This window comes from Erwinia sp. INIA01 (assembly GCF_025947915.1).
Classification (GTDB): domain Bacteria; phylum Pseudomonadota; class Gammaproteobacteria; order Enterobacterales; family Enterobacteriaceae; genus Erwinia; species Erwinia coffeiphila.
In genome coordinates, this window is sequence record NZ_JAPDNC010000009.1 from 18,025 (window position 1) to 36,758 (window position 18,734).

At 58.7% G+C, this 18,734-nt stretch carries 18 protein-coding genes; 12 read left to right on the forward strand and 6 right to left on the reverse strand.

Features of this window, described 5'->3' with window-relative positions; all coding sequences use genetic code 11:
* Window positions 1-76: 76 nt before the first annotated feature.
* The 3 genes from folD (at window position 77) to adhP (ending at window position 2,418) form a co-directional block, all read left to right on the forward strand.
* Window positions 77-943: a bifunctional methylenetetrahydrofolate dehydrogenase/methenyltetrahydrofolate cyclohydrolase FolD gene (gene folD, locus OMR58_RS16265; protein WP_105590894.1), complete on the forward strand. Its 867-nt coding sequence runs from the start codon at window positions 77-79 to the stop codon at window positions 941-943.
* Window positions 943-1,155, forward strand: coding sequence for a ribosome-associated protein YbcJ (ybcJ, locus tag OMR58_RS16270; RefSeq protein WP_105590893.1), 213 nt, complete (start codon window positions 943-945; stop codon window positions 1,153-1,155). The genes folD and ybcJ overlap by 1 nt, the downstream gene beginning before the upstream one ends.
* A 246-nt stretch (window positions 1,156-1,401) precedes the next feature.
* A complete protein-coding gene (gene adhP / locus OMR58_RS16275) occupies window positions 1,402-2,418 on the forward strand; it encodes an alcohol dehydrogenase AdhP (RefSeq protein WP_105590892.1) in 1,017 nt (338 codons plus the stop codon).
* Window positions 2,419-2,464: 46 nt separating this feature from the next.
* Here the strand turns inward: adhP and OMR58_RS16280 are convergent, their stop codons facing one another.
* On the reverse strand, window positions 2,465-3,115 hold the full coding sequence (locus tag OMR58_RS16280; RefSeq protein ID WP_234480042.1) for a helix-turn-helix transcriptional regulator: 651 nt from the start codon (window positions 3,113-3,115) through the stop codon (window positions 2,465-2,467).
* 113 nt (window positions 3,116-3,228) lie between these two features.
* Between OMR58_RS16280 and OMR58_RS16285 the strand changes: the two genes are divergently transcribed.
* Entirely contained in the window at window positions 3,229-4,629 is a 1,401-nt protein-coding gene (locus tag OMR58_RS16285; protein ID WP_200559965.1) for an MFS transporter, read from the forward strand.
* 15 nt (window positions 4,630-4,644) lie between these two features.
* On the opposite strand, the gene OMR58_RS16290 is transcribed toward OMR58_RS16285, so the two are convergent.
* Both OMR58_RS16290 and cysS read right to left on the reverse strand, forming a co-directional pair.
* Window positions 4,645-5,742 carry an AAA family ATPase gene (locus OMR58_RS16290; RefSeq protein WP_264546419.1) on the reverse strand — a complete coding sequence of 366 codons (1,098 nt, stop codon included), beginning with the start codon at window positions 5,740-5,742 and terminating at the stop codon, window positions 4,645-4,647.
* 55 nt (window positions 5,743-5,797) lie between these two features.
* Window positions 5,798-7,183: a cysteine--tRNA ligase gene (gene cysS, locus OMR58_RS16295; RefSeq protein WP_264546420.1), complete on the reverse strand. Its 1,386-nt coding sequence runs from the start codon at window positions 7,181-7,183 to the stop codon at window positions 5,798-5,800.
* Between the two features lie 237 nt (window positions 7,184-7,420).
* Here cysS and ppiB point away from each other — a divergent pair, with 237 nt between their 5' ends.
* The 4 genes from ppiB (at window position 7,421) to purK (ending at window position 10,354) form a co-directional block, all read left to right on the forward strand.
* Window positions 7,421-7,915: a peptidylprolyl isomerase B gene (gene ppiB, locus OMR58_RS16300; RefSeq protein WP_105590887.1), complete on the forward strand. Its 495-nt coding sequence runs from the start codon at window positions 7,421-7,423 to the stop codon at window positions 7,913-7,915.
* Window positions 7,916-7,917: 2 nt separating this feature from the next.
* The gene (gene lpxH / locus OMR58_RS16305; protein ID WP_264546421.1) at window positions 7,918-8,634 is read left to right on the forward strand and encodes a UDP-2,3-diacylglucosamine diphosphatase; all 717 of its coding nucleotides are present in this window, start codon (window positions 7,918-7,920) and stop codon (window positions 8,632-8,634) included.
* 146 nt (window positions 8,635-8,780) lie between these two features.
* Window positions 8,781-9,290 carry a 5-(carboxyamino)imidazole ribonucleotide mutase gene (gene purE, locus OMR58_RS16310; protein ID WP_200545436.1) on the forward strand — a complete coding sequence of 170 codons (510 nt, stop codon included), beginning with the start codon at window positions 8,781-8,783 and terminating at the stop codon, window positions 9,288-9,290.
* Entirely contained in the window at window positions 9,287-10,354 is a 1,068-nt protein-coding gene (gene purK / locus OMR58_RS16315; RefSeq protein WP_200559970.1) for a 5-(carboxyamino)imidazole ribonucleotide synthase, read from the forward strand. Before purE ends, purK begins: the two co-directional genes overlap by 4 nt.
* A 626-nt stretch (window positions 10,355-10,980) precedes the next feature.
* On the opposite strand, the gene ybbP is transcribed toward purK, so the two are convergent.
* Entirely contained in the window at window positions 10,981-13,398 is a 2,418-nt protein-coding gene (gene ybbP, locus OMR58_RS16320) for a putative ABC transporter permease subunit YbbP (protein WP_264546422.1), read from the reverse strand.
* On the reverse strand, window positions 13,395-14,081 hold the full coding sequence (gene ybbA / locus OMR58_RS16325) for a putative ABC transporter ATP-binding protein YbbA (protein WP_264546423.1): 687 nt from the start codon (window positions 14,079-14,081) through the stop codon (window positions 13,395-13,397). The genes ybbP and ybbA overlap by 4 nt, the downstream gene beginning before the upstream one ends.
* Between ybbA and tesA the strand changes: the two genes are divergently transcribed.
* The 4 genes from tesA (at window position 14,052) to OMR58_RS16345 (ending at window position 17,529) form a co-directional block, all read left to right on the forward strand.
* A complete protein-coding gene (tesA, locus tag OMR58_RS16330; RefSeq protein ID WP_146114103.1) occupies window positions 14,052-14,675 on the forward strand; it encodes a multifunctional acyl-CoA thioesterase I/protease I/lysophospholipase L1 in 624 nt (207 codons plus the stop codon). The two genes, ybbA and tesA, sit on opposite strands and share 30 nt — an antisense overlap.
* 31 nt (window positions 14,676-14,706) lie before the next feature.
* Window positions 14,707-15,480 carry an SDR family oxidoreductase gene (locus OMR58_RS16335; RefSeq protein ID WP_200559975.1) on the forward strand — a complete coding sequence of 258 codons (774 nt, stop codon included), beginning with the start codon at window positions 14,707-14,709 and terminating at the stop codon, window positions 15,478-15,480.
* Between the two features lie 69 nt (window positions 15,481-15,549).
* Window positions 15,550-16,407 carry a co-chaperone YbbN gene (locus OMR58_RS16340; protein ID WP_264546424.1) on the forward strand — a complete coding sequence of 286 codons (858 nt, stop codon included), beginning with the start codon at window positions 15,550-15,552 and terminating at the stop codon, window positions 16,405-16,407.
* Between the two features lie 90 nt (window positions 16,408-16,497).
* Window positions 16,498-17,529 (forward strand): LacI family DNA-binding transcriptional regulator, encoded by a 1,032-nt coding sequence (locus OMR58_RS16345; protein WP_264546425.1) that lies wholly within the window; start codon window positions 16,498-16,500, stop codon window positions 17,527-17,529.
* 35 nt (window positions 17,530-17,564) lie between these two features.
* Here OMR58_RS16345 and OMR58_RS16350 read toward each other — a convergent pair whose 3' ends face one another.
* Window positions 17,565-18,596 (reverse strand): LacI family DNA-binding transcriptional regulator, encoded by a 1,032-nt coding sequence (locus OMR58_RS16350; protein WP_264546426.1) that lies wholly within the window; start codon window positions 18,594-18,596, stop codon window positions 17,565-17,567.
* Between the last annotated feature and the right edge of the window lie 138 nt (window positions 18,597-18,734).

Here is an 18,734-nt window from a genome sequence, read left to right on the forward strand (position 1 = left end):
CCTGACAGCAGCGCCCGCTTCTGACAAAATAGGGCCAATCCCCGATTTAACTCAACACAGATGGATCACCTCTCTGATGGTAGCAAAAATTATTGACGGTAAAACGATTGCGCAGCAGGTGCGGCAAGAGGTTGCGGAAAAAGTACAGCAGCGTCTGGCAGCCGGTAAACGTGCACCTGGCCTGGCCGTAGTTCTGGTGGGTGAGAACCCGGCGTCGCAAATCTATGTCGGCAGCAAACGTCGTGCCTGTGAAGAGGTCGGTTTCCTCTCCCGCTCTTACGATCTGCCCGCAACGACCAGCGAAGCAGAGCTGCTGGATCTGATTACCGAACTGAACAACGATCCGGCGATTGACGGTATTCTGGTGCAGCTGCCGCTGCCGGCCGGCATTGACAACGTGAAGGTGCTGGAACATATCTCTCCGGCAAAAGATGTGGACGGCTTCCACCCTTATAACGTTGGCCGCCTGTGCCAGCGCGCGCCGAAGCTGCGTCCGTGCACGCCACGCGGCATCGTCACGCTGCTGGAGCGCTACAATATTGACACCTTCGGCCTGAATGCCGTGGTGGTCGGAGCCTCAAACATCGTTGGTCGCCCGATGAGCATGGAGCTGCTGCTGGCCGGCTGCACCACCACGGTGACTCACCGCTTCACCAAAAATCTGCGTCATCACGTCGAGCACGCCGACCTGCTGGTGGTTGCCGTTGGCAAGCCCGGCTTTATTCCCGGCGAGTGGATTAAGCCTGGCGCGATTGTAATCGATGTGGGCATCAACCGCCTGGAAAGCGGCAAAGTGGTGGGCGACGTGGAGTTTGAAACCGCCTCCGAGCGCGCTTCCTATATCACTCCGGTGCCGGGCGGCGTGGGTCCAATGACCGTAGCAACCCTGATTCAGAATACCCTTCAGGCCTGTGAAGGCAGCGATGATGGAGCAGCAGAATAATGGCAACTTTTTCCCTTGGCGATCATCCACATGTGGATCTCTGCGACCTGTTGAAGCTGGAAGGCTGGGTTGAAAGCGGCGCAATGGCTAAATCCCTGATTGCCGACGGTTACGTGACCGTCAACGGCGCGGTGGAAACCCGCAAGCGCTGCAAAATCGTGGCAGGTCAAACCGTCGAATTCGATGGTAATCAGGTTACCGTTACCGCCTGACGCTCAACAAACGCATCAAACAGCCGAGAACACGTCTGTTTGTCAGCTTAAGCCGCCATTCTTCGGGATAGCGGCTTTTTTATGCCGATGTAAACAGCCGATGCTCTGTATTACGGCAACCCGCTCAAGATTTCTCCATTCTCCTACCCACAAATGATTACTCCGTTGATCGTTGATTCATATCAATAAATTACCGACAGCAGGCGTTACCCTCCCTTATCCCCTGTTAAACGGAAGAGGTAGAGCATGAAAGCTGCTGTAGTCACTCACGATCACAAAGTGAACGTTGTTGAAAAAACCCTCCGCCCACTCAAGCACGGCGAAGCCCTGTTAAAAATGGATTGCTGTGGCGTGTGCCATACCGACCTGCATGTTAAAAATGGTGATTTCGGTGATAAAACCGGGGTGATTCTTGGCCACGAAGGCGTAGGCGTCGTCAAGGAAATCGGCCCGGGCGTCACCTCCCTGAAGCCGGGCGATCGCGCCAGCGTGGCCTGGTTCTTCAAGGGCTGCGGCCACTGTGAATACTGCAACAGCGGTAATGAAACCCTGTGCCGTGACGTGGTTAACGCGGGCTACACCGCCGACGGCGGCATGGCGGAAGAGTGCATCGTGGTGGCGGACTACGCGGTGAAAGTGCCGGACGGTCTGGATTCTGCGGCAGCAAGCAGCGTGACCTGCGCCGGGGTTACCACCTATAAAGCGGTGAAAGTCTCCGGCATCGCCCCTGGCAAATGGCTGGTGATCTACGGCCTTGGCGGTCTGGGCAACCTGGCGTTGCAGTACGCTAAAAACGTCTTTAACGCGAAGGTGATTGCGGTTGACGTCAACGATTCACAGCTGCAGTTCGCCAAAGATATGGGCGCGGATATGGTGATCAACTCACGCAACGAAGACGCGGCAAAACTGATTCAGGAACGTGTTGGCGGTGCTCACGCAGCAGTAGTGACCGCCGTTGCCAAAGCGGCCTTTAACTCAGCGGTTGATGCCATGCGCGCCGGTGGGCGCATCGTGGCTGTTGGCCTGCCGCCGGAGTCAATGAGCCTGAACATTCCGCGCCTGGTGCTGGACGGTATTCAGGTGGTGGGATCGCTGGTTGGTACGCGCGAAGATCTGGCCGAAGCCTTCCAGTTTGCTGCCGAAGGTAAAGTGCTGCCGAAAGTCACCCGCCGTCCGCTGGAAGATATCAACACCATCTTCCACGAAATGGAAAGCGGCACTATCGTTGGCCGTATGGTGATTGATTTTACCGGGGCGAAATAATTCTCTTTAGCCGGCCTGCACTACGCGGGCCGGTTGCCCCCAACCACTACTCGCGCCAGGGCTGTACCCGATAGGCACAGCGCCTGGCCTGGCTGAGAATATGCTCAACGCGCACCACGTCGGCGTGCAGCACTTCGCTAAAGATGGCCTGTTCCGCCCGGCAAAATCCCTGACAGACCGTTGCCGCCGCGCAGATAGGACAGTGGTTCTCAATCAGCAGCAGGCTGCCATCATCCAGCACCTCATACTCCGCCATGTAGCCTTCGGCGGAACGGATCTCCGCCAGCCGCGCAACGCGTTCGGTTAAACCGCCAAGCGCAGCCAGTTCGTGCCGATAAAACTCGCGGGTTTTCTTCTCGCGCTTTTCAATCAGCCGATCGATTCCCTGCTCGCCAAACGTTTCTCTGACGATCTCCAGCAGCTGAACGGTCAGTTCGGGGTGAGTATCCGGAAACTGCTTCTGCCCTTCCGGCGTCAGCTGCCAGAACTGTGAAGGGCGGCCCACGCCACGCGATTTAGAGAAGGCGGCAACCAGCCCTTCCGCCGCCAGCTTGTTGAACTGCTGGCGCGCGGCTTCTGCGGTCATTCCCAGCACCTTTCCCGCTTCAGCAGCCTGCTGTGGGCCACGGGTTTTCAGCAGATGAAGCAGCCGCTGTGATGTCGATAAGTGCTCTTCATGTGAAGGTTCCGTTGACAAGATTTTTATACCCCCACTAATATTCCAAGTGTTTTCTTGTTTTATTAATTTACCTCAGAGCTGTGCGGCCGACAACGTCTGAGCGAATAACCATTATGCCTCACGGAGTCACTATGTCATCGCATGAAGGGAACTGGGGAGATCTGCTCTCCGGTCAGAATGCCGCACGCTCGGCTGCACTTTCCGGCGGCGTTGCGCTGCACGCCATCAATATCTATATCGCCACCACCGTGCTGCCGTCGGTCGTTCAGGAGATCGGCGGGCTGAATCTGTATGCATGGAATACCACGCTGTTCGTGGTTGCCTCGATACTCGGTTCGGCACTGACCAGCCGCACGCTGAACCGCACCGGTGCGCGCGGTGCCTATATGATTGCCATCACGCTGTTTCTGGCCGGCAGCCTGCTGTGCGCCCTGGCACCGTCGATGCTGGTGATGCTGCTGGGCCGTACCGTGCAGGGGCTGGGCGGCGGTTTCCTGTTCGCGCTGGGCTACGCGATGATCTACGAAGTGTTTGAGAAGTCGCTGTGGCCGCGTGCCTTTGCGCTGGTGTCGGGCATGTGGGGCGTTGCCACGCTGGTTGGTCCGGCGATCGGCGGTATCTTTGCCGATATCAACGCCTGGCGCATGGCATTTGGCTTCCTGGTCCCGGTGTCGCTGCTGTACGCCTGGCTTATCTGGCGTGCGCTACCCGCCGACGCTCAGGATCGCGGGCCTGCCGCGCCGCTGCCGGGTATCCAGCTGCTGCTGCTGACGGCGGCGGTGCTGGCCATCAGCCTCGGCAGTACCGAAGCGGATCTGAGCTATAACCTACTCGGGGTTGGCGTGGCGGTGATTCTGGTGGCGATACTGGTACGTCGTGAACGGAAAGGCGACGCTGGCCTGCTGCCGCGCAATGCGCTGCGCCTTCATTCACCGCTGCTGATGCTGTATCTGACCATAGGCCTGCTGGTGGTCGGCATGACCAGTGAAACCTTCGTGCCCTACTTCCTGCAGCACCTGCACGGCCAGTCTCCGCTGATGTCGGGCTATCTGGCGGCGCTGATGGCGGCAGGCTGGACGCTGGCCGAAGTCTGGAGCTCCGGCTGGCAGGGCAAACGTATTACGCTGGCGATTGTTATTGGCCCGGTGCTGGTGCTGGCCGGGATGGTAATGCTGGCGCTGGCGATTCCGGTACAGATCGCCGAGGGCATCACGCTGCTGGTGGCGATCTCGCTGGCGCTGCTGCTGGTGGGCTTCGGGATTGGTATCGGCTGGCCACATCTGCTGACCCGGGTGCTGGAGGTAACGCCTGCAGAAGATCAGGACGCCGCCGCCACTTCGATTTCTACCGTACAGCTATTCGCTACCGCACTGGGCGCTGCGCTCTCCGGCATGCTGGCGAATATGGGCGGGCTGAACGTGCCGGGGGGCACTGAGGGGGCAATCAGCGCTTCGCGGGTGCTGTTTGGCGTGCTGGCGCTGGCACCGCTGCTGGCAATCTACAGCGCCAGCCGGGCGGCTAAAGCCAGGTAACCAGAACGATGCCGCTCAGACGGCGGCATCGCTTATCACCGTTGCGCCATCGACCTGACCCAGCTGGTAATGCCGCACCTCCGCATGTTCAGCAATCAGCTGTGCCAGCAGCGGCGAATGGCTGGTCACCCACAGCTGGCTGTAGCGGCTGGCTTCGGCAATCAGCTCAGCGAGCGCGGGCAGCAGATCGGGATGCAGGCTGTTTTCCGGCTCGTTAAGCGCCATAAATGCGGGCGGACGCGGGCTGAGCAGCGCCACCACCAGGCAGAGAAAGCGCAGCGTACCGTCGGACAGCTCGGCGGGCTCCAGCGGCCGCAGAATACCCTGGCGATGCATCAACAGCTGAAAGCGCCCGCCCTGCGCGTCCACTTCAAAACGGCTGTCGGGAAACGCCCGCTCAAGAATTGAGAACAGCAGCTCGCTGTGGCCGCGCTCGCGAATGGTTTCAAAGGCGGCGGCCAGATTGCTGCCGTCGTGGGCCAGCACCGGTGAGCGAATGCCCACCTGCGGCGCACGCAGCGCGCTGCCCGGCCACACGGCAAATTCATGGTAGAAACGCCAGCCGCGCAGGCTCTCGCGCACCTGCGACACCTCCGGGTAAAGATGCGGTTCCGCCAGCTGAGCAAACACCGACTCTTCCGCGTGCAGCGAGGCCGGATAAGCCACTCTTTCACCCTCGATATTTTGCAAAAACGCAGTCTGGTTGTTGCGCTCCAGCAGCTGCGCCGATCGGCGGCGTCGCTGGCCGCTCAGCCACAGCTGTTCTTTTTTCACCAGCGGGTCGAGGTTAAACAGGCTGATCAGCGGCTCGGGGAAACCGATTTCCAACTGGTAGTCGAAGTCGTTCATCTCAACCGCCAGCACCATGCGTTTGAGTTCGCTGTTGCGTTCACCCGGCCGCTTTCCACCCGCCCACATCGCCTTCTGAATGCCACCGTCCTGCGCCAGCCCCAGCGACAGGCGTTCGCACGCCGCTTCGTGCAGCAAACGCACCGCTTTATACAGATTGGATTTGCCGCAGCCGTTGGGGCCACTGATGACATTCAGCTGGCCGAGTTCAAACTCAAGATGGCGGATGGAGCGGTAGTTAGTGAGGGCAAACTGACGGATCATATCAACGCGTCCCGGATGTAAAACGGGCCAGCGATTGCCGGCCCGGAGTGAGGAGTTACTTACGACGCCAGCTGGTACCGGCAGGGCCATCTTCAAGAATAATGCCCAGCTCATTCAGCTTATCGCGGGCCACATCGGCCTGCGCCCAGTTCTTCTCTTTACGCGCATCGTTGCGCATTTTAATCAGCGCTTCGATCTCCGCCACTTCATCATCGTTGCTCTGCGCCCCGCTTTGCAGGAACAGTTCCGGGTCCTGCTCCAGCAGGCCAAGCACACCTGCCAGCTGACGCAGACGGGCAGCCAGCGCATCGGCAGCGGTTTTATCTTCTGACTTCAGGCGGTTAACCTCACGCGCCAGGTCGAACAGCGCCGAGTAGGCTTCCGGCGTGTTGAAGTCGTCATCCATCGCCTCGCGGAAGCGGGCTTCAAACGCTTCGCCACCGGCAGGCGCTGCCGACGCATCGGTATTACGCAGCGAGGTGTAGAGGCGTTCCAGCGCAGCGCGCGCCTGGTTCAGGTTATCTTCGCCGTAGTTCAGCTGGCTGCGATAGTGGCCGGACATCAGGAAGTAGCGCACGGTTTCCGCGTCGTAGTGCGCCAGCACGTCGCGCACGGTAAAGAAGTTGTTCAGCGATTTTGACATCTTCTCGCGGTCAACCATCACCATGCCGGAGTGCATCCAGTAGTTCACATACGGGCCATCGTGGGCGCAGGTGGACTGAGCAATTTCGTTTTCATGGTGTGGGAACATCAGATCGGAACCACCGCCGTGAATGTCAAAGTGGTGGCCAAGCTGTTTGCAGTTCATCGCCGAGCACTCAATGTGCCAGCCCGGACGACCGTTGCCCCACGGCGATGCCCAGCCCGGCTCATCGGACTTGGACATTTTCCACAGCACGAAGTCCATCGGGTTGCGTTTTACATCAGCCACTTCCACGCGCGCACCGGCCTGCAGCTGTTCCAGATCCTGACGCGACAGCGAACCGTAGGTCGGGTCGCTGTCTACGGAGAACATCACGTCGCCGTTGCTGGCGACATAGGCGTGCTCACGGGCGATCAGCGTGCTCACCAGTTCGATGATTTCATCAATATGGCGGGTCGCACGCGGCTCCTGGTCCGGCGGCAGAATGTTCAGCGCGGCAAAATCGGTGTGCATTTCGGCAATCATGCGGTCGGTCAATTCACCGATCGTTTCGCCATTCTCGTTGGCACGCTTGATGATTTTGTCATCAATATCGGTGATGTTACGCACGTACTTCAGTGAATAGCCGAGGTAACGCAGATAGCGAGCCACTACGTCAAACGCCACAAAGGTCCTGCCGTGTCCAATGTGACAGAGGTCATAAACGGTAATGCCGCACACGTACATGCCAACTTGACCGGCATGGATAGGTTTAAATTCCTCTTTTTGACGACTCAGGGTGTTGAAAATCTTTAGCATTGAGACATTCCGTTTTAGGCGTGTGCGGGGTTAATGATAAAAATGATAATCCCGTATTCTGACGCATTTTTCATGCCAGCGCTACGCCAGGTATCGCTATAGCGCGGATGTTGTTATGCAGCAGGGCTGACTCGCCATCACATTTTGTGATATAAGACCCGTCTGCCGCACGGAGCGGACATTTGTCCATTCCACCGGCGCGCATTCTTAATACTCTAACCCTGACAGGATGAAAATATGGTCACTTTCCAGACTAACCACGGCGATATCGTAATCAAAACCTTTGATGACAAAGCGCCGGCAACCGTAAAAAACTTCCTGGAGTACTGCCGTGAAGGCTTCTACGACAACACCATTTTTCACCGCGTAATTAACGGTTTCATGATTCAGGGCGGCGGTTTCGAACCTGGCATGAAGCAGAAAAACACCAAAGACGAGATCCGCAACGAAGCGAACAACGGTCTGAAGAACACCAAAGGCACCCTGGCGATGGCGCGTACTCAGGCTCCTCACTCTGCTACCGCACAGTTCTTTATCAACGTTGCCGACAACGACTTCCTGAACTTCCGTGACGAAAGCCTGCAGGGCTGGGGTTACTGCGTGTTCGCTGAAGTGGTTGAAGGTATGGACGTGGTTGAGAAAATCAAAGCCGTTTCTACCGGCCGCAGCGGTATGCACCAGGACGTGCCAAAAGACGACGTGATTATCCAGAAAGTTACCGTCAGCGAGTAATAATGTCGCACACGCTGTTTATCGCAGATATTCATCTGTGTGTTGAGGAACCGGCAATTACTGCCGGTTTTCTTCATTTTTTACGCCGGGAAGCGCAGCATGCTGACGCCCTCTATATTCTTGGCGATCTGTTTGAGGCCTGGATCGGCGACGACGATCCGAATCCACTACACGCCGAAGTCGCTCAGGCTCTGAGCCAGCTCAACATCCCCTGCTTCTTTATTCACGGCAACCGCGATTTCCTGGTCGGCAAACGCTTTGCCCGCGCGGCAGGCATGACTCTGCTGCCGGAAGAGCAACTGCTGGATCTTTACGGTAAGCGCGTGCTGATTATGCACGGCGATACGCTCTGTACCGACGATGTCGGCTATCTGCGTTTCCGTGCCAAAGTGCATCAGCCCTGGCTGCAAAAACTGTTCCTCGCCCTGCCGCTGTTTATTCGCCAGCGTATTGCGGTGAAAATGCGCGCCGGAAGTAAAGAGGCGAACAGCAGCAAAGACATGGCGATTATGGACGTGAATCAGCAGGCCGTTGTGGCAGTAATGCATCGCCATCATGCGCCAATCCTGATCCACGGCCACACCCATCGCCCGGCGGTACATCAGCTGATGGTTGACGGTCACCCGGCCGAAAGAATTGTTCTGGGTGCCTGGCACGAGCAGGGATCGATGATCCGAGTCAGTGCAGAAGAGACGGCGCTGATTTCCTTCCCGTTCTGAATCAAAATTTTGCCCTGAGATGGCGTGATAATCCGCTACGCAACCGTTTTCCTTGCCGCTGACTCATGCTATTCTCTCAGCCCTTCCCATCGGGTAGCCCCAGGGTTACTACGGTGACGTTTTACAATCACAGGAGTCAGCCCCGCATGTCATCTAACGCCGCACCGGCCCGCATTGCTATTGTTATGGGTTCCAAAAGTGACTGGGCAACCATGCAGTTTGCAGCGGAAATCCTCACCAGCCTGGACGTTCCCTTCCACTGTGAAGTGGTTTCTGCCCACCGTACCCCGGACAAGCTGTTTAGCTTTGCCGAACAGGCTGCGGATAACGGCTATCAGGTGATTATTGCAGGCGCAGGCGGCGCGGCTCACCTGCCGGGTATGCTGGCAGCCAAAACGCTGGTTCCGGTGCTGGGCGTGCCGGTACAGAGCGCGGCACTGAGCGGCGTCGACAGCCTTTATTCCATCGTGCAGATGCCACGCGGCATTCCGGTTGGCACGCTGGCGATTGGTAAAGCCGGTGCGGCCAATGCAGCCTTGCTGGCGGCGCAAATCGTTGCCCTGCACGATGCCGAGCTGGCAACACGTCTGGCGGCATGGCGTCAGTCCCAGACCGATGAAGTGCTGAACAACCCGGACCCACGGGGTGAGGCATGAAACCGGTTTGCGTATTAGGTAACGGACAGCTTGGCCGCATGCTGCGCCAGGCGGGGGAACCGCTGGGGATCGCCGTTTATCCGGTCGGTCTGGATGCGGAACCGGAAGCGCTGCCGATTGCAGCCAGCGTAATTACCGCTGAAATTGAACGCTGGCCGGAAACCGCGCTGACTCGCGAACTGGCAGGTCATAACGCCTTCGTTAACCGCGATATTTTCCCCCAGCTTGCCGACCGTCTGACACAAAAACAGCTGCTTGACCGGCTGGGTCTGGCCACCGCGCCGTGGCAGCTGCTTTCCTCCGCCGACCAGTGGCCGCAGGTGTTTACCACCCTCGGTGAACTGGCAATCGTCAAACGCCGTACCGGTGGCTACGACGGACGCGGACAGTGGCGCCTGCGCGCGAATGAAACCAATTCATTACCGGAAGAGTGCTACGGCGAGTGCATCGTTGAGCGCGGCATTAACTTCTCCGGCGAAGTGTCGCTGGTAGGCGCGCGCGGGCACGATGGCCGCACGGTATTCTACCCGCTGACTCATAACCTGCATCAGGACGGTATTCTGCGTACCAGCGTCATGCTGCCGGTGGTGAATGCTGCCCATCAGCAGCAGGCCGAGCAGATGCTGTCAGCCATCATGAACGAGCTGAACTACGTCGGCGTGATGGCGATGGAGTGCTTCGTGGTGCCGGAAGGTCTGCTGATTAACGAGCTGGCCCCGCGCGTGCACAACAGCGGCCACTGGACGCAGAATGGCGCATCGATTAGCCAGTTCGAGCTGCATCTGCGGGCGATCCTCGATCTGCCTCTGCCGAAGCCGGTGGTGAGCAGCCCGGCGGTGATGGTGAATCTGATCGGTACTGACGTGAATCTTGACTGGCTGCAGCAGCCGCTGGTGCATCTGCACTGGTACGATAAAGAAGTGCGTCCGGGCCGTAAGGTCGGGCACCTGAATCTTTCTGACGTTAGCACCGCAGCATTGAGCGACGCGCTGAATGCGCTGGTGCCGATGCTGTCGGAAGAGTACGCCAGCGGGATTGCCTGGGCGGTTGAGAAGCTGGGCTGATCGCTTTTTGCTGAGCTTTACTGGTTGGAAAAAACGGACCTTTTGAGGTCCGTTTTTTTATGGCTGTTACCCCTGAATCCGGCTAATCGGTGTCGGGTTTTTGTCGCGGGAAGATCGTCGTCGGGCATATCGGTGTCGGTCAGTTTCGCGGACTCGGCGTGAACACGTCCGTGTGGCCTCGATTCGCGCGTCCCTACGCTCAACGGTCCGCGAACCTGACCGACACCGATTGCCCGTTCATCATGACGTTGCTGCTCGCTACAACTGACGTTAACCATTACAGCCTGTAACATCCAAGCCCCACCCACAATAAGCAAGATCCCCCTGCCTTTTCATTCCAACGACACCGCGTTCCGGGAGCCGAACGGTGGGTGCCCTGGCCGCAGCATCCGCAGCGCTGAACGAAGAGAGGAAGCCAGGATTCGGCCGCATGGACGCGGCCGAAAAGCGTAGCCGGGGCAGGACGCCCCGTCTACGCTGGTCCGACAGGCTGACGAGCGAAGTGAAGGGACCGCGCAGCGGCGCGAGGACCCACCAGGCCAGGGCACCCACCGGTCGGCGCGAACACCATGCCTGGCAGATGCCAAGCTCGAACACCACGCCTCGCAGATACTAGCCTAACGATCTCACCCCGCCTCATATCCCCGGAACAGCGCCCTGCCCTTCAGCAACCGCACGCCCAGCCAGCCACCGCACAGGGAGAGCAGCAGTGCACCGGTCAGCGGCAGCACCAGCCACAGCACGAAATCCGGCTGCCACGGGAAGTCGAAGACTTTCCGCTGTAATCCCCACAGCGCCACCTCCGCACCGATTGCCGCCGCCGCGCCGGACACTACGCCCAGCAGTGCAAACTCGCACCACAGCGTACCGCGCAGCAGCTTTTTACCCGTACCCAGCGTGCGATACACCACCAGCTCCTGACGCCGCTGGCGCATGCCCACCTGGATCTGCGCCAGCAGCAGCAGCACGCCACAGGCGGTCACCAGCACCACCATAATTTCCAGCGCCTGGCTCACCTGCGCCAGTACCTGCCCGATCTGCCGCAGAATACTGCCGATATCCAGCAGGCTCAGAGTCGGAAACTCGCGGTTTAGTTGCACCAGCAGCGCATTGTTATTATCCAGGCGGAAGCTGGTCAGCCAGGTCTGCGGCTGCGCATCCAGCGCGCCCGGCGGGAAGATAAAGAAGAAGTTCGGCTTCAGGCTTTCCCAGTCCACTTTGCGCAGACTGGTGATTTTCGCCGTAAAGTCCTGGGTATCGCCGGTAAAGGTCAGCGTGTCGCCCAGCTTCACGCCCAGCCTTCCCGCCAGTTCCTCCTCCATCGACGTTTCACCCGCTTTTGGAGGCCATGTACCTGCGGTGAGCGGGTTATGATCCGGCAGGTCGCGCTGCCACGTCAGATTCAGCTCGCGGTTGAGTGATTCATCCATCTTCGGATCGACCGGCTGCTGATTGATGCCGGTCAGGCGCACGCGAGCCACCGGGTAGAAGGTTTCCGGCTTCACCTGATGCTGTTCAAGGAAGGTTTTCACCTGCGGCACCTGCTGCTCGGTAAGATTCAGCAGGAAGTAGTTCGGGCTACCCGGCGGCAGCTGTTGCTGCCAGCGGTCCAGCAGATCGCCGCGCATCACCAGCAGCAGCGCCAGCAGCATAAACGACAGCGAGAATGCCGCCAGCTGGCTCAGAGTGGTCCACGGCTGTCGCAGCAGGCGGTTAACCGCCAGGCGAAATGCCAGATTGCGCAGGGTCAGGCGCTTAAGCAGCAGCAGTCCTCCCCAGCCCACCGCGCCCAGCAGCAGCGACAGCAACACAATGCCCGCCACCAGCGCCCACAGCAGTTTACTGCCGCCGACCAGCAGCGCCAGCAGCCCCACCACCACCAGCACCATCAGCGGCAGATAAATTTTCAGCGGCCAGATATTCGCCACCGCGTCGCGTCGCAGTACGCGCAGCGGCTGGGTTGCCAGCAGCAGACGATAGGGCCGCAGGCCAACCAGCAGGGAAATCACAAACAGCGAGCCTACCGCCCACAACCACGGCCATGCACTGGCGGCCGGGAGTTCACCGGGCAGCACCGGGCGCAGCATACGCAGCAGCAGCGCCTCAAACCCCATACCGATAACGCCACCGCAGATCGCCGCCAGCAGCAGTACCGCCAGCCACTGCCCGACAATCAGCTTGCGTAACGCCTTGCGGTTAGCGCCCAGGGTTTTCAGTACCGCCACCAGATCGTAGCGGCTGCGGCAGTAGTGGTTCATCGCCACCGCCACGGCGGCAATCGCCAGCATCAGCGTCAGCAGCGCCGACAGCAGCAGGAACTGCTGGGCGCGCTGCATGGATTTACCCAGCGCATCGTCCGAGTTTTCCACGCTGATCCAGCGCTGGTCCGGCGTCAGCCGCGAGGCTATCCAGTCATCAAAGCGCGCAAGCTGTTGTGGATTGCCGGCAAACTTATAATTCCAGGTGAGGCGGCTGCCCGGCTGTACGGCACCGGTTTTTTCCACGTCAGCCAGATTCATCAGCAGCCGCGGGGCCGTTTGAAACGGATTAAATCCGGCATCCGGTTCCTGAATGACCTCCCCGGCAATACGTAAAGTCGTATCGCCCACATCCAGATTTTCGCCGCTTTTACGCTCGAGCAGCGCCAGCAGTCGGGGCGCGGCCAGCACGGTTCCCGCCGCCGGTTTTAACCCGGCCGGCTCGGTCGCCAGCTGGCCGAACATCGGATAGGCGTCATCCACCGCTTTCACCGACGCCAGCTGCGGGGTATCACCGGCGAAGGTCATGGTCATAAAGGTCAGCTGGCGCCCCACCTGTAGCCCGTCGCTGCGCGCCTGCTCAAGCCATTCGGCAGGCACCTCACGCGAGCTGCGCAGCGTGCGGTCGCCCGCCATGAAATCACGGCTTTGCTGAGTTAAGCCTTTCTCCATGCGATCGCTGAGCGATCCCAGCGCCAGCACGCAGGCCACCGCCAGCGTCAGCGCCAGCCAGACAATCAGCAGCGAGGGGGATTTCCACTCGCGCCAGAACCAGCGCCAGATCATGACTCCTCCCACAGCTTGCCGTCGCGCAGCCGCAGGCGACGATCGCAACGCGCCGCCAGTTGTTCATCGTGGGTAACCAGAATCAGCGTGGTGCCCAGCTCGCGGTTCATGGAAAACAGCAGATCGGCGATGCGATCGCCTGTTTTACGGTCGAGGTTACCGGTCGGTTCATCGGCAAACAGCAGCGCCGGGCGGCCGTTAAAAGCGCGAGCCAGCGCTACGCGCTGCTGCTCCCCGCCGGAAAGCTGAGCGGGAAGATGGCTGAGACGCTGGCCAAGCCCAAGCTGACCGAGCAGCTGCGCCGCCTGTTCGCGGCTCTGGCGGTCGTTTTCACCGCGTAACAGCGCCGGAAGCTGCACGTTCTCCACCGCGTTCAGCGTTGGCACCAGCATGAAAGACTGAAAAACAAAGCCCACATTTTTCGCCCGCAGTTCCGCCCGCTGTTCTTCATCCATTTTATGCAGCGGCTGCCCCAGCATCATCACCTCCCCTTCGCTGCCGTCGTCCAGACCGGCAAGAATGCCGAGCAGCGTCGATTTCCCTGAACCCGACTCGCCGATCAGGGCGATAGTTTCAGCCGGTTTGACAACCAGCTCAACTCCGGTAAGGATGGAAAGCTGATGCTCACCCTGACCGACGGACTTACTAAGACGATGAACTTCAAGAATGTTTTCCGCTGGCATTACCCTTTCCTGTTGCTGTTGGCTTTGATGACGATGCGCGCGACGGCGGCGGATACGCTGCTGGTGCTGGGCGACAGCCTCAGCGCCGGTTACCGCATGTCCGCCAGTGCCGCATGGCCGGCGTTACTCAATGATAAGTGGCAAAAATCACCCGCTATTATTAACGGTAGCATAAGCGGCGACACCGCAGCCCAGGGGGTTGCACGTCTGCCCGCTCTGCTGAAAAAGCATCAGCCCCGCTGGGTGCTGATTGAACTGGGCGGCAACGACGGTCTGCGCGGCTTCCCGCCCAAACAGCTGGAGCAGGATCTGGACAGCGCCATTAAACAGGTTAAAGCCGCCGGGGCGCAGCCGCTGCTGATGCAGGTTCGCCTGCCCGCCAACTATGGCCGCCGCTATACCGAATCGTTTGCCGCCATTTATCCGCAGCTGGCGGAGCGCAATAGCATTCCGCTGGTGCCGTTCTTTATGGAGCAGGTGTATCTGAAACCGGAGTGGATGCAGGATGACGGTATTCATCCGGCCCCTGCCGCACAGTCGTTTATTGCCGATGTGATGGCGAAACAGCTGGCTCCTTTAGTTAACCATGAGTAACCTGGCCACGAACGCTGTAACAGGTAAAGTTATGCAAAAATCTATCGTAATAACCGGCAGTTCCAGCGGAATTGGCCTGGTGGCGGCCAGCGATTTGCTGCGCCGGGGCTATCATGTGATTGCCGCCTGCCGCAAGCCGCAGGACGTGGAGCGGATGAATGAGCTGGGCTTCAGCGGCGTGTTGCTCGATCTGGATGATGCAGAAAGCGTGGAGCGCGGTGCGGCAGAGATCCTCACGCTGTGCGAGGGTCGCCTGTTCGGACTGTTTAACAACGGCGGTTTTGGTCAGTATGGACCGCTGCAATCGGTTACCCGTGCCCAGCTGGAGCGGCAGTTTTCCACCAACCTGTTCGGTACCCACCAGTTGACTATTCTGCTGCTGCCGGCGCTGATCGCCAGCGGTGCCGGGCGCATTATTAACACCAGCTCGGTACTGGGGCTGATCTCTACGCCGGGCCGCGGTGCCTATGCCGCCAGTAAATATGCGCTGGAGGCCTGGTCCGATGCGCTGCGTATGGAGCTTCACACCAGCGGCGTGCGCGTCAGCCTGATCGAACCGGGGCCAATCAGTACGCGGTTTACCGATAATGTCAGCCAGGCGCAGCAGGATAAGCCGGTGAAAAACCCGGGCATCGCCGCGCGGTTCACCCTGCCGCCGGAGGCGATTTTGCCGAAGCTGCACCACGCGCTGGAAAGCAAGCATCCGCGCCTGCGTTATCCGGTGACGCTGGTCACCTGGACCATGACGCTGCTGCGCAGGCTGCTGCCGGGACGAGCGCTGGACTGGTTTTTACGGCAGAATTAGTCCACGGGCCTTGAAGCCCGCCGGTCTGCCCCAATACAGTATGAAACTCACGTGAAAAGAGACGAATTCATGGCACCACACGCTGCGATTGTTGAAATTAATGAAACCAACCTGCACCAGACGCTGGAACAGTCAATGCAGGTTCCCGTACTGTTTTATTTCTGGTCCGGGCGCAGCCAGCACTGCCTGCAACTGACGCCGCTGCTGGAGCGCCTGGCGCAGGAGTATGCCGGTCAGTTTATTCTGGCAACGCTGGACTGTGATGCAGAACCTGCCGTCGCGCAGCAGTTTGGTCTGCGCTCAATCCCGACCGTGTATCTGTTCCAGAACGGTCAGCCGGTCGACGGCTTCCAGGGGCCGCAGCCGGAAGAGGCGATCCGCGCCCTGCTGGAAAAAGTACTGCCGAAGGAAGAAGAGCTGAAGGCGCAGCAGGCGATGCAGCTGATGGACGAAGGCAAAGCGCTGGAGGCCCTGCCGCTGCTGAAAGATGCCTGGCAGCTGAGCAATCAGAGAAGTGACATCGGCTTCCTGCTGGCTGAAGTGCTGATCGAACTGAACCGCAGCGATGAAGCGGAAGCGGTGCTGAAAGCGGTGCCGTTGCAGGATCAGGATAGCCGCTATCAGGGGTTGATTGCGCAAATCGATCTGCTGAAACAGGCAGCGGACACCCCAGAGATCCAACTGCTGCAGCAGCAGATCGCGGAGAACCCTGAAGACGCGTCACTGGCAACCCAGCTGGCGATCCAGCTCCATCAGGTTGGCCGCAACGAAGAGGCGCTGGAGCTACTGTTCGTTCATCTTAAGAAAGATCTTGGCGCTGCGGATGGCCAGGCGCGTAAAATCCTGCAGGAAATTCTTGCCGCGCTGGGTACCGGCGATGCGCTGGCCAGCAAGTACCGCCGCCAGCTTTACTCCCTGCTTTACTGATTATCCGGTACGGACGCGGCATCACGGGCTGCGTCCGGCCTGTTACTTAGCGGTGGCTGCCTGCTCCTGACTCTATTCCGGTACTGACAAATGACTGACCGCTTTTCGAAGAAAAATCCGACCATTCAGGATATTGCCCGAATTTCGGGGTTAAGTACCGCCACGGTGGATCGGGTTTTGAATCAGCGCCCCGGCGTACGTGAAAATACCCGCCAGCGGGTCGAGGAAGCACTCAGGCAATTCTCCGCACAGCAGAACAGCGGGCAGCAGATGAAAATCGCCTTTGTTATGGAAGCCGGTACCAGCTACATCGAACTGGTGAAGAGTGCGCTAGAGAGCGTTAAGACAGGCTATCCCGCTATCACCACCACCTTTGACAGCGTGCCCAACTATCAGCGCGATGCTCAGGCATTCAGCCAGCTGTTAAAAAAGCGCGTTAGCGAATCCGATGCGGTGGTACTGGTTTCCCGCGAGGATGTGCAGGTGAATAGTGAGGTGCGCAGCGCCGGTGCCAGCGGTGTACCGGTGATCTGTCTGTCAACCGATCTGCCCCATTCTGCCGCCTACGTTGGGGTTGATGAGGTGAGCGCCGGGGCTAATGCCGCGCTGCTGATGGGAAAAATGCTGCCGGTAAAAGCGGCCAAAGTGCTGTTTGTGGTTAGCGCCACCTATCGCAATCAGGAAGAGCGGGAAATGGGCTTTCGCCGGGTGATGCGCAATGAATTCCCCCACCTGGAGATTCAGGAAAAAATCAGCTCCAACGATGAATCAGCGGAGACTTACAAGCTGATAAAAAAATATCTTCAGGATAATCGCGATATCGCCGCCGTTTACAACGTCGCCGGTGGTAACCGCGGCATTGCCAGGGCGCTGGCCGAAGAAAAACTGGCAGGAAAGGTTATTTTTATTGCTCATGAGCTGACCGAGCACAGCCAGCGAATGCTTGAACAGGACGAGGTTAACGTTATTTTTGGCCATGACAGCGAACGTGAAATCGAAGCGTGTTTTACTCTCGCTCAGCGGCTGGTGAAAGGCCAACCCGTCCGCTCAAGCTATATGCCGCTGCTGATGTTCACCAAATATTCCCGCTTCGATCTCCCCTCCCCGGCGGATAACGAGTAACGCGCAAAATTAAACCTGCACATACAGGCTGCGCATCAGTATCCCGCATCAAAAAATGAGTTTTTGTTGTAGATAATCAGCGGGGTTTTGATGCTGACCGCCGGTTTACCCGCGCGGATCTGTTCAAAAATCGTCAGGCAGTGGTTAATTTCACTCTGCACATCGTGGCCCAGCACCGCGTCCATTTCCCCGGTTTCCAGCAGGCTGCGGGTGAATTCGCTCAGCTCGTGGCCAAGAAACAGCACCTTATCCGTCAGCCCGGCTTCGCGCAGCGCCCGGGCAATACCACGATTCCCTCCCGCCATATTATAAATACCCGCCATCGGTGCATTCTCCTTCAGGTATTTTTTTACGCTCAGCCACGCGCCTTCGGCTTCATCGTTGATATTCACCCGTTCCAGAATATTCAGATGAGCGTAATCGGCGCGTAATACCCGGCGGAAGCCCACCTCGCGCTCTTCCTGGGCGCGATAGGCTGAACTGCACAACAGCAGAATATTCCCCGGCACGCGCGGCAGCATACGTCCCATCAGCCAGGCAGCGGTAGCACCCGTACCGATCTGATCCAGCCCGACGTAGGCGCTGCGCCGCGAGTTGGGTAGATCGGTGGTCAGGCAGATCACCGGCACGCCGTTTTCCACCGCCTCACGCACCGCGCGGTTGGTTTTTACCTCATCCCGCGAAACCAGAATAATTCCTTCACATTCATCGGCGCGCCGCAGGATCAGCGCGCTGAAGCGATCGGCATTCACCTGCACGTTGGGCACGCTGTCGAAGGTGAAGTGCAGTTCAGGGTGAGCGGCACTGTATTTTTTGGCCTCTTTCTCAATCAGATTGATAAAGCTTGAACCTGCCTCGCAGATAAAGGCGATACGCCGCAGCGGTAACGTGGCGTTTTCCTGCCAGTTCCCCCCAAGGCGGTTGATGGCCGCCTGCACTTTTTTGCCGGTGACCGCCCGCACGCCGCTGCGGGCATTCAGCACCCGATCGACGGTCGAGGTGCTCAGACCTGCCGCCTTCGCAATTTCAACAACCGTTGGGCCACGACGAAAAGGTTTCTCTGACATAGGATTCCTGATGCAATTATACCGGCCTTTAAAATGTTAATAATCATAACCAGTTACGTTAAAAACACCAAATATTCCATCAAATTGAATTACCTCATAATTATTAAAAATGATGTAAATTACATCAAATAATTGTGT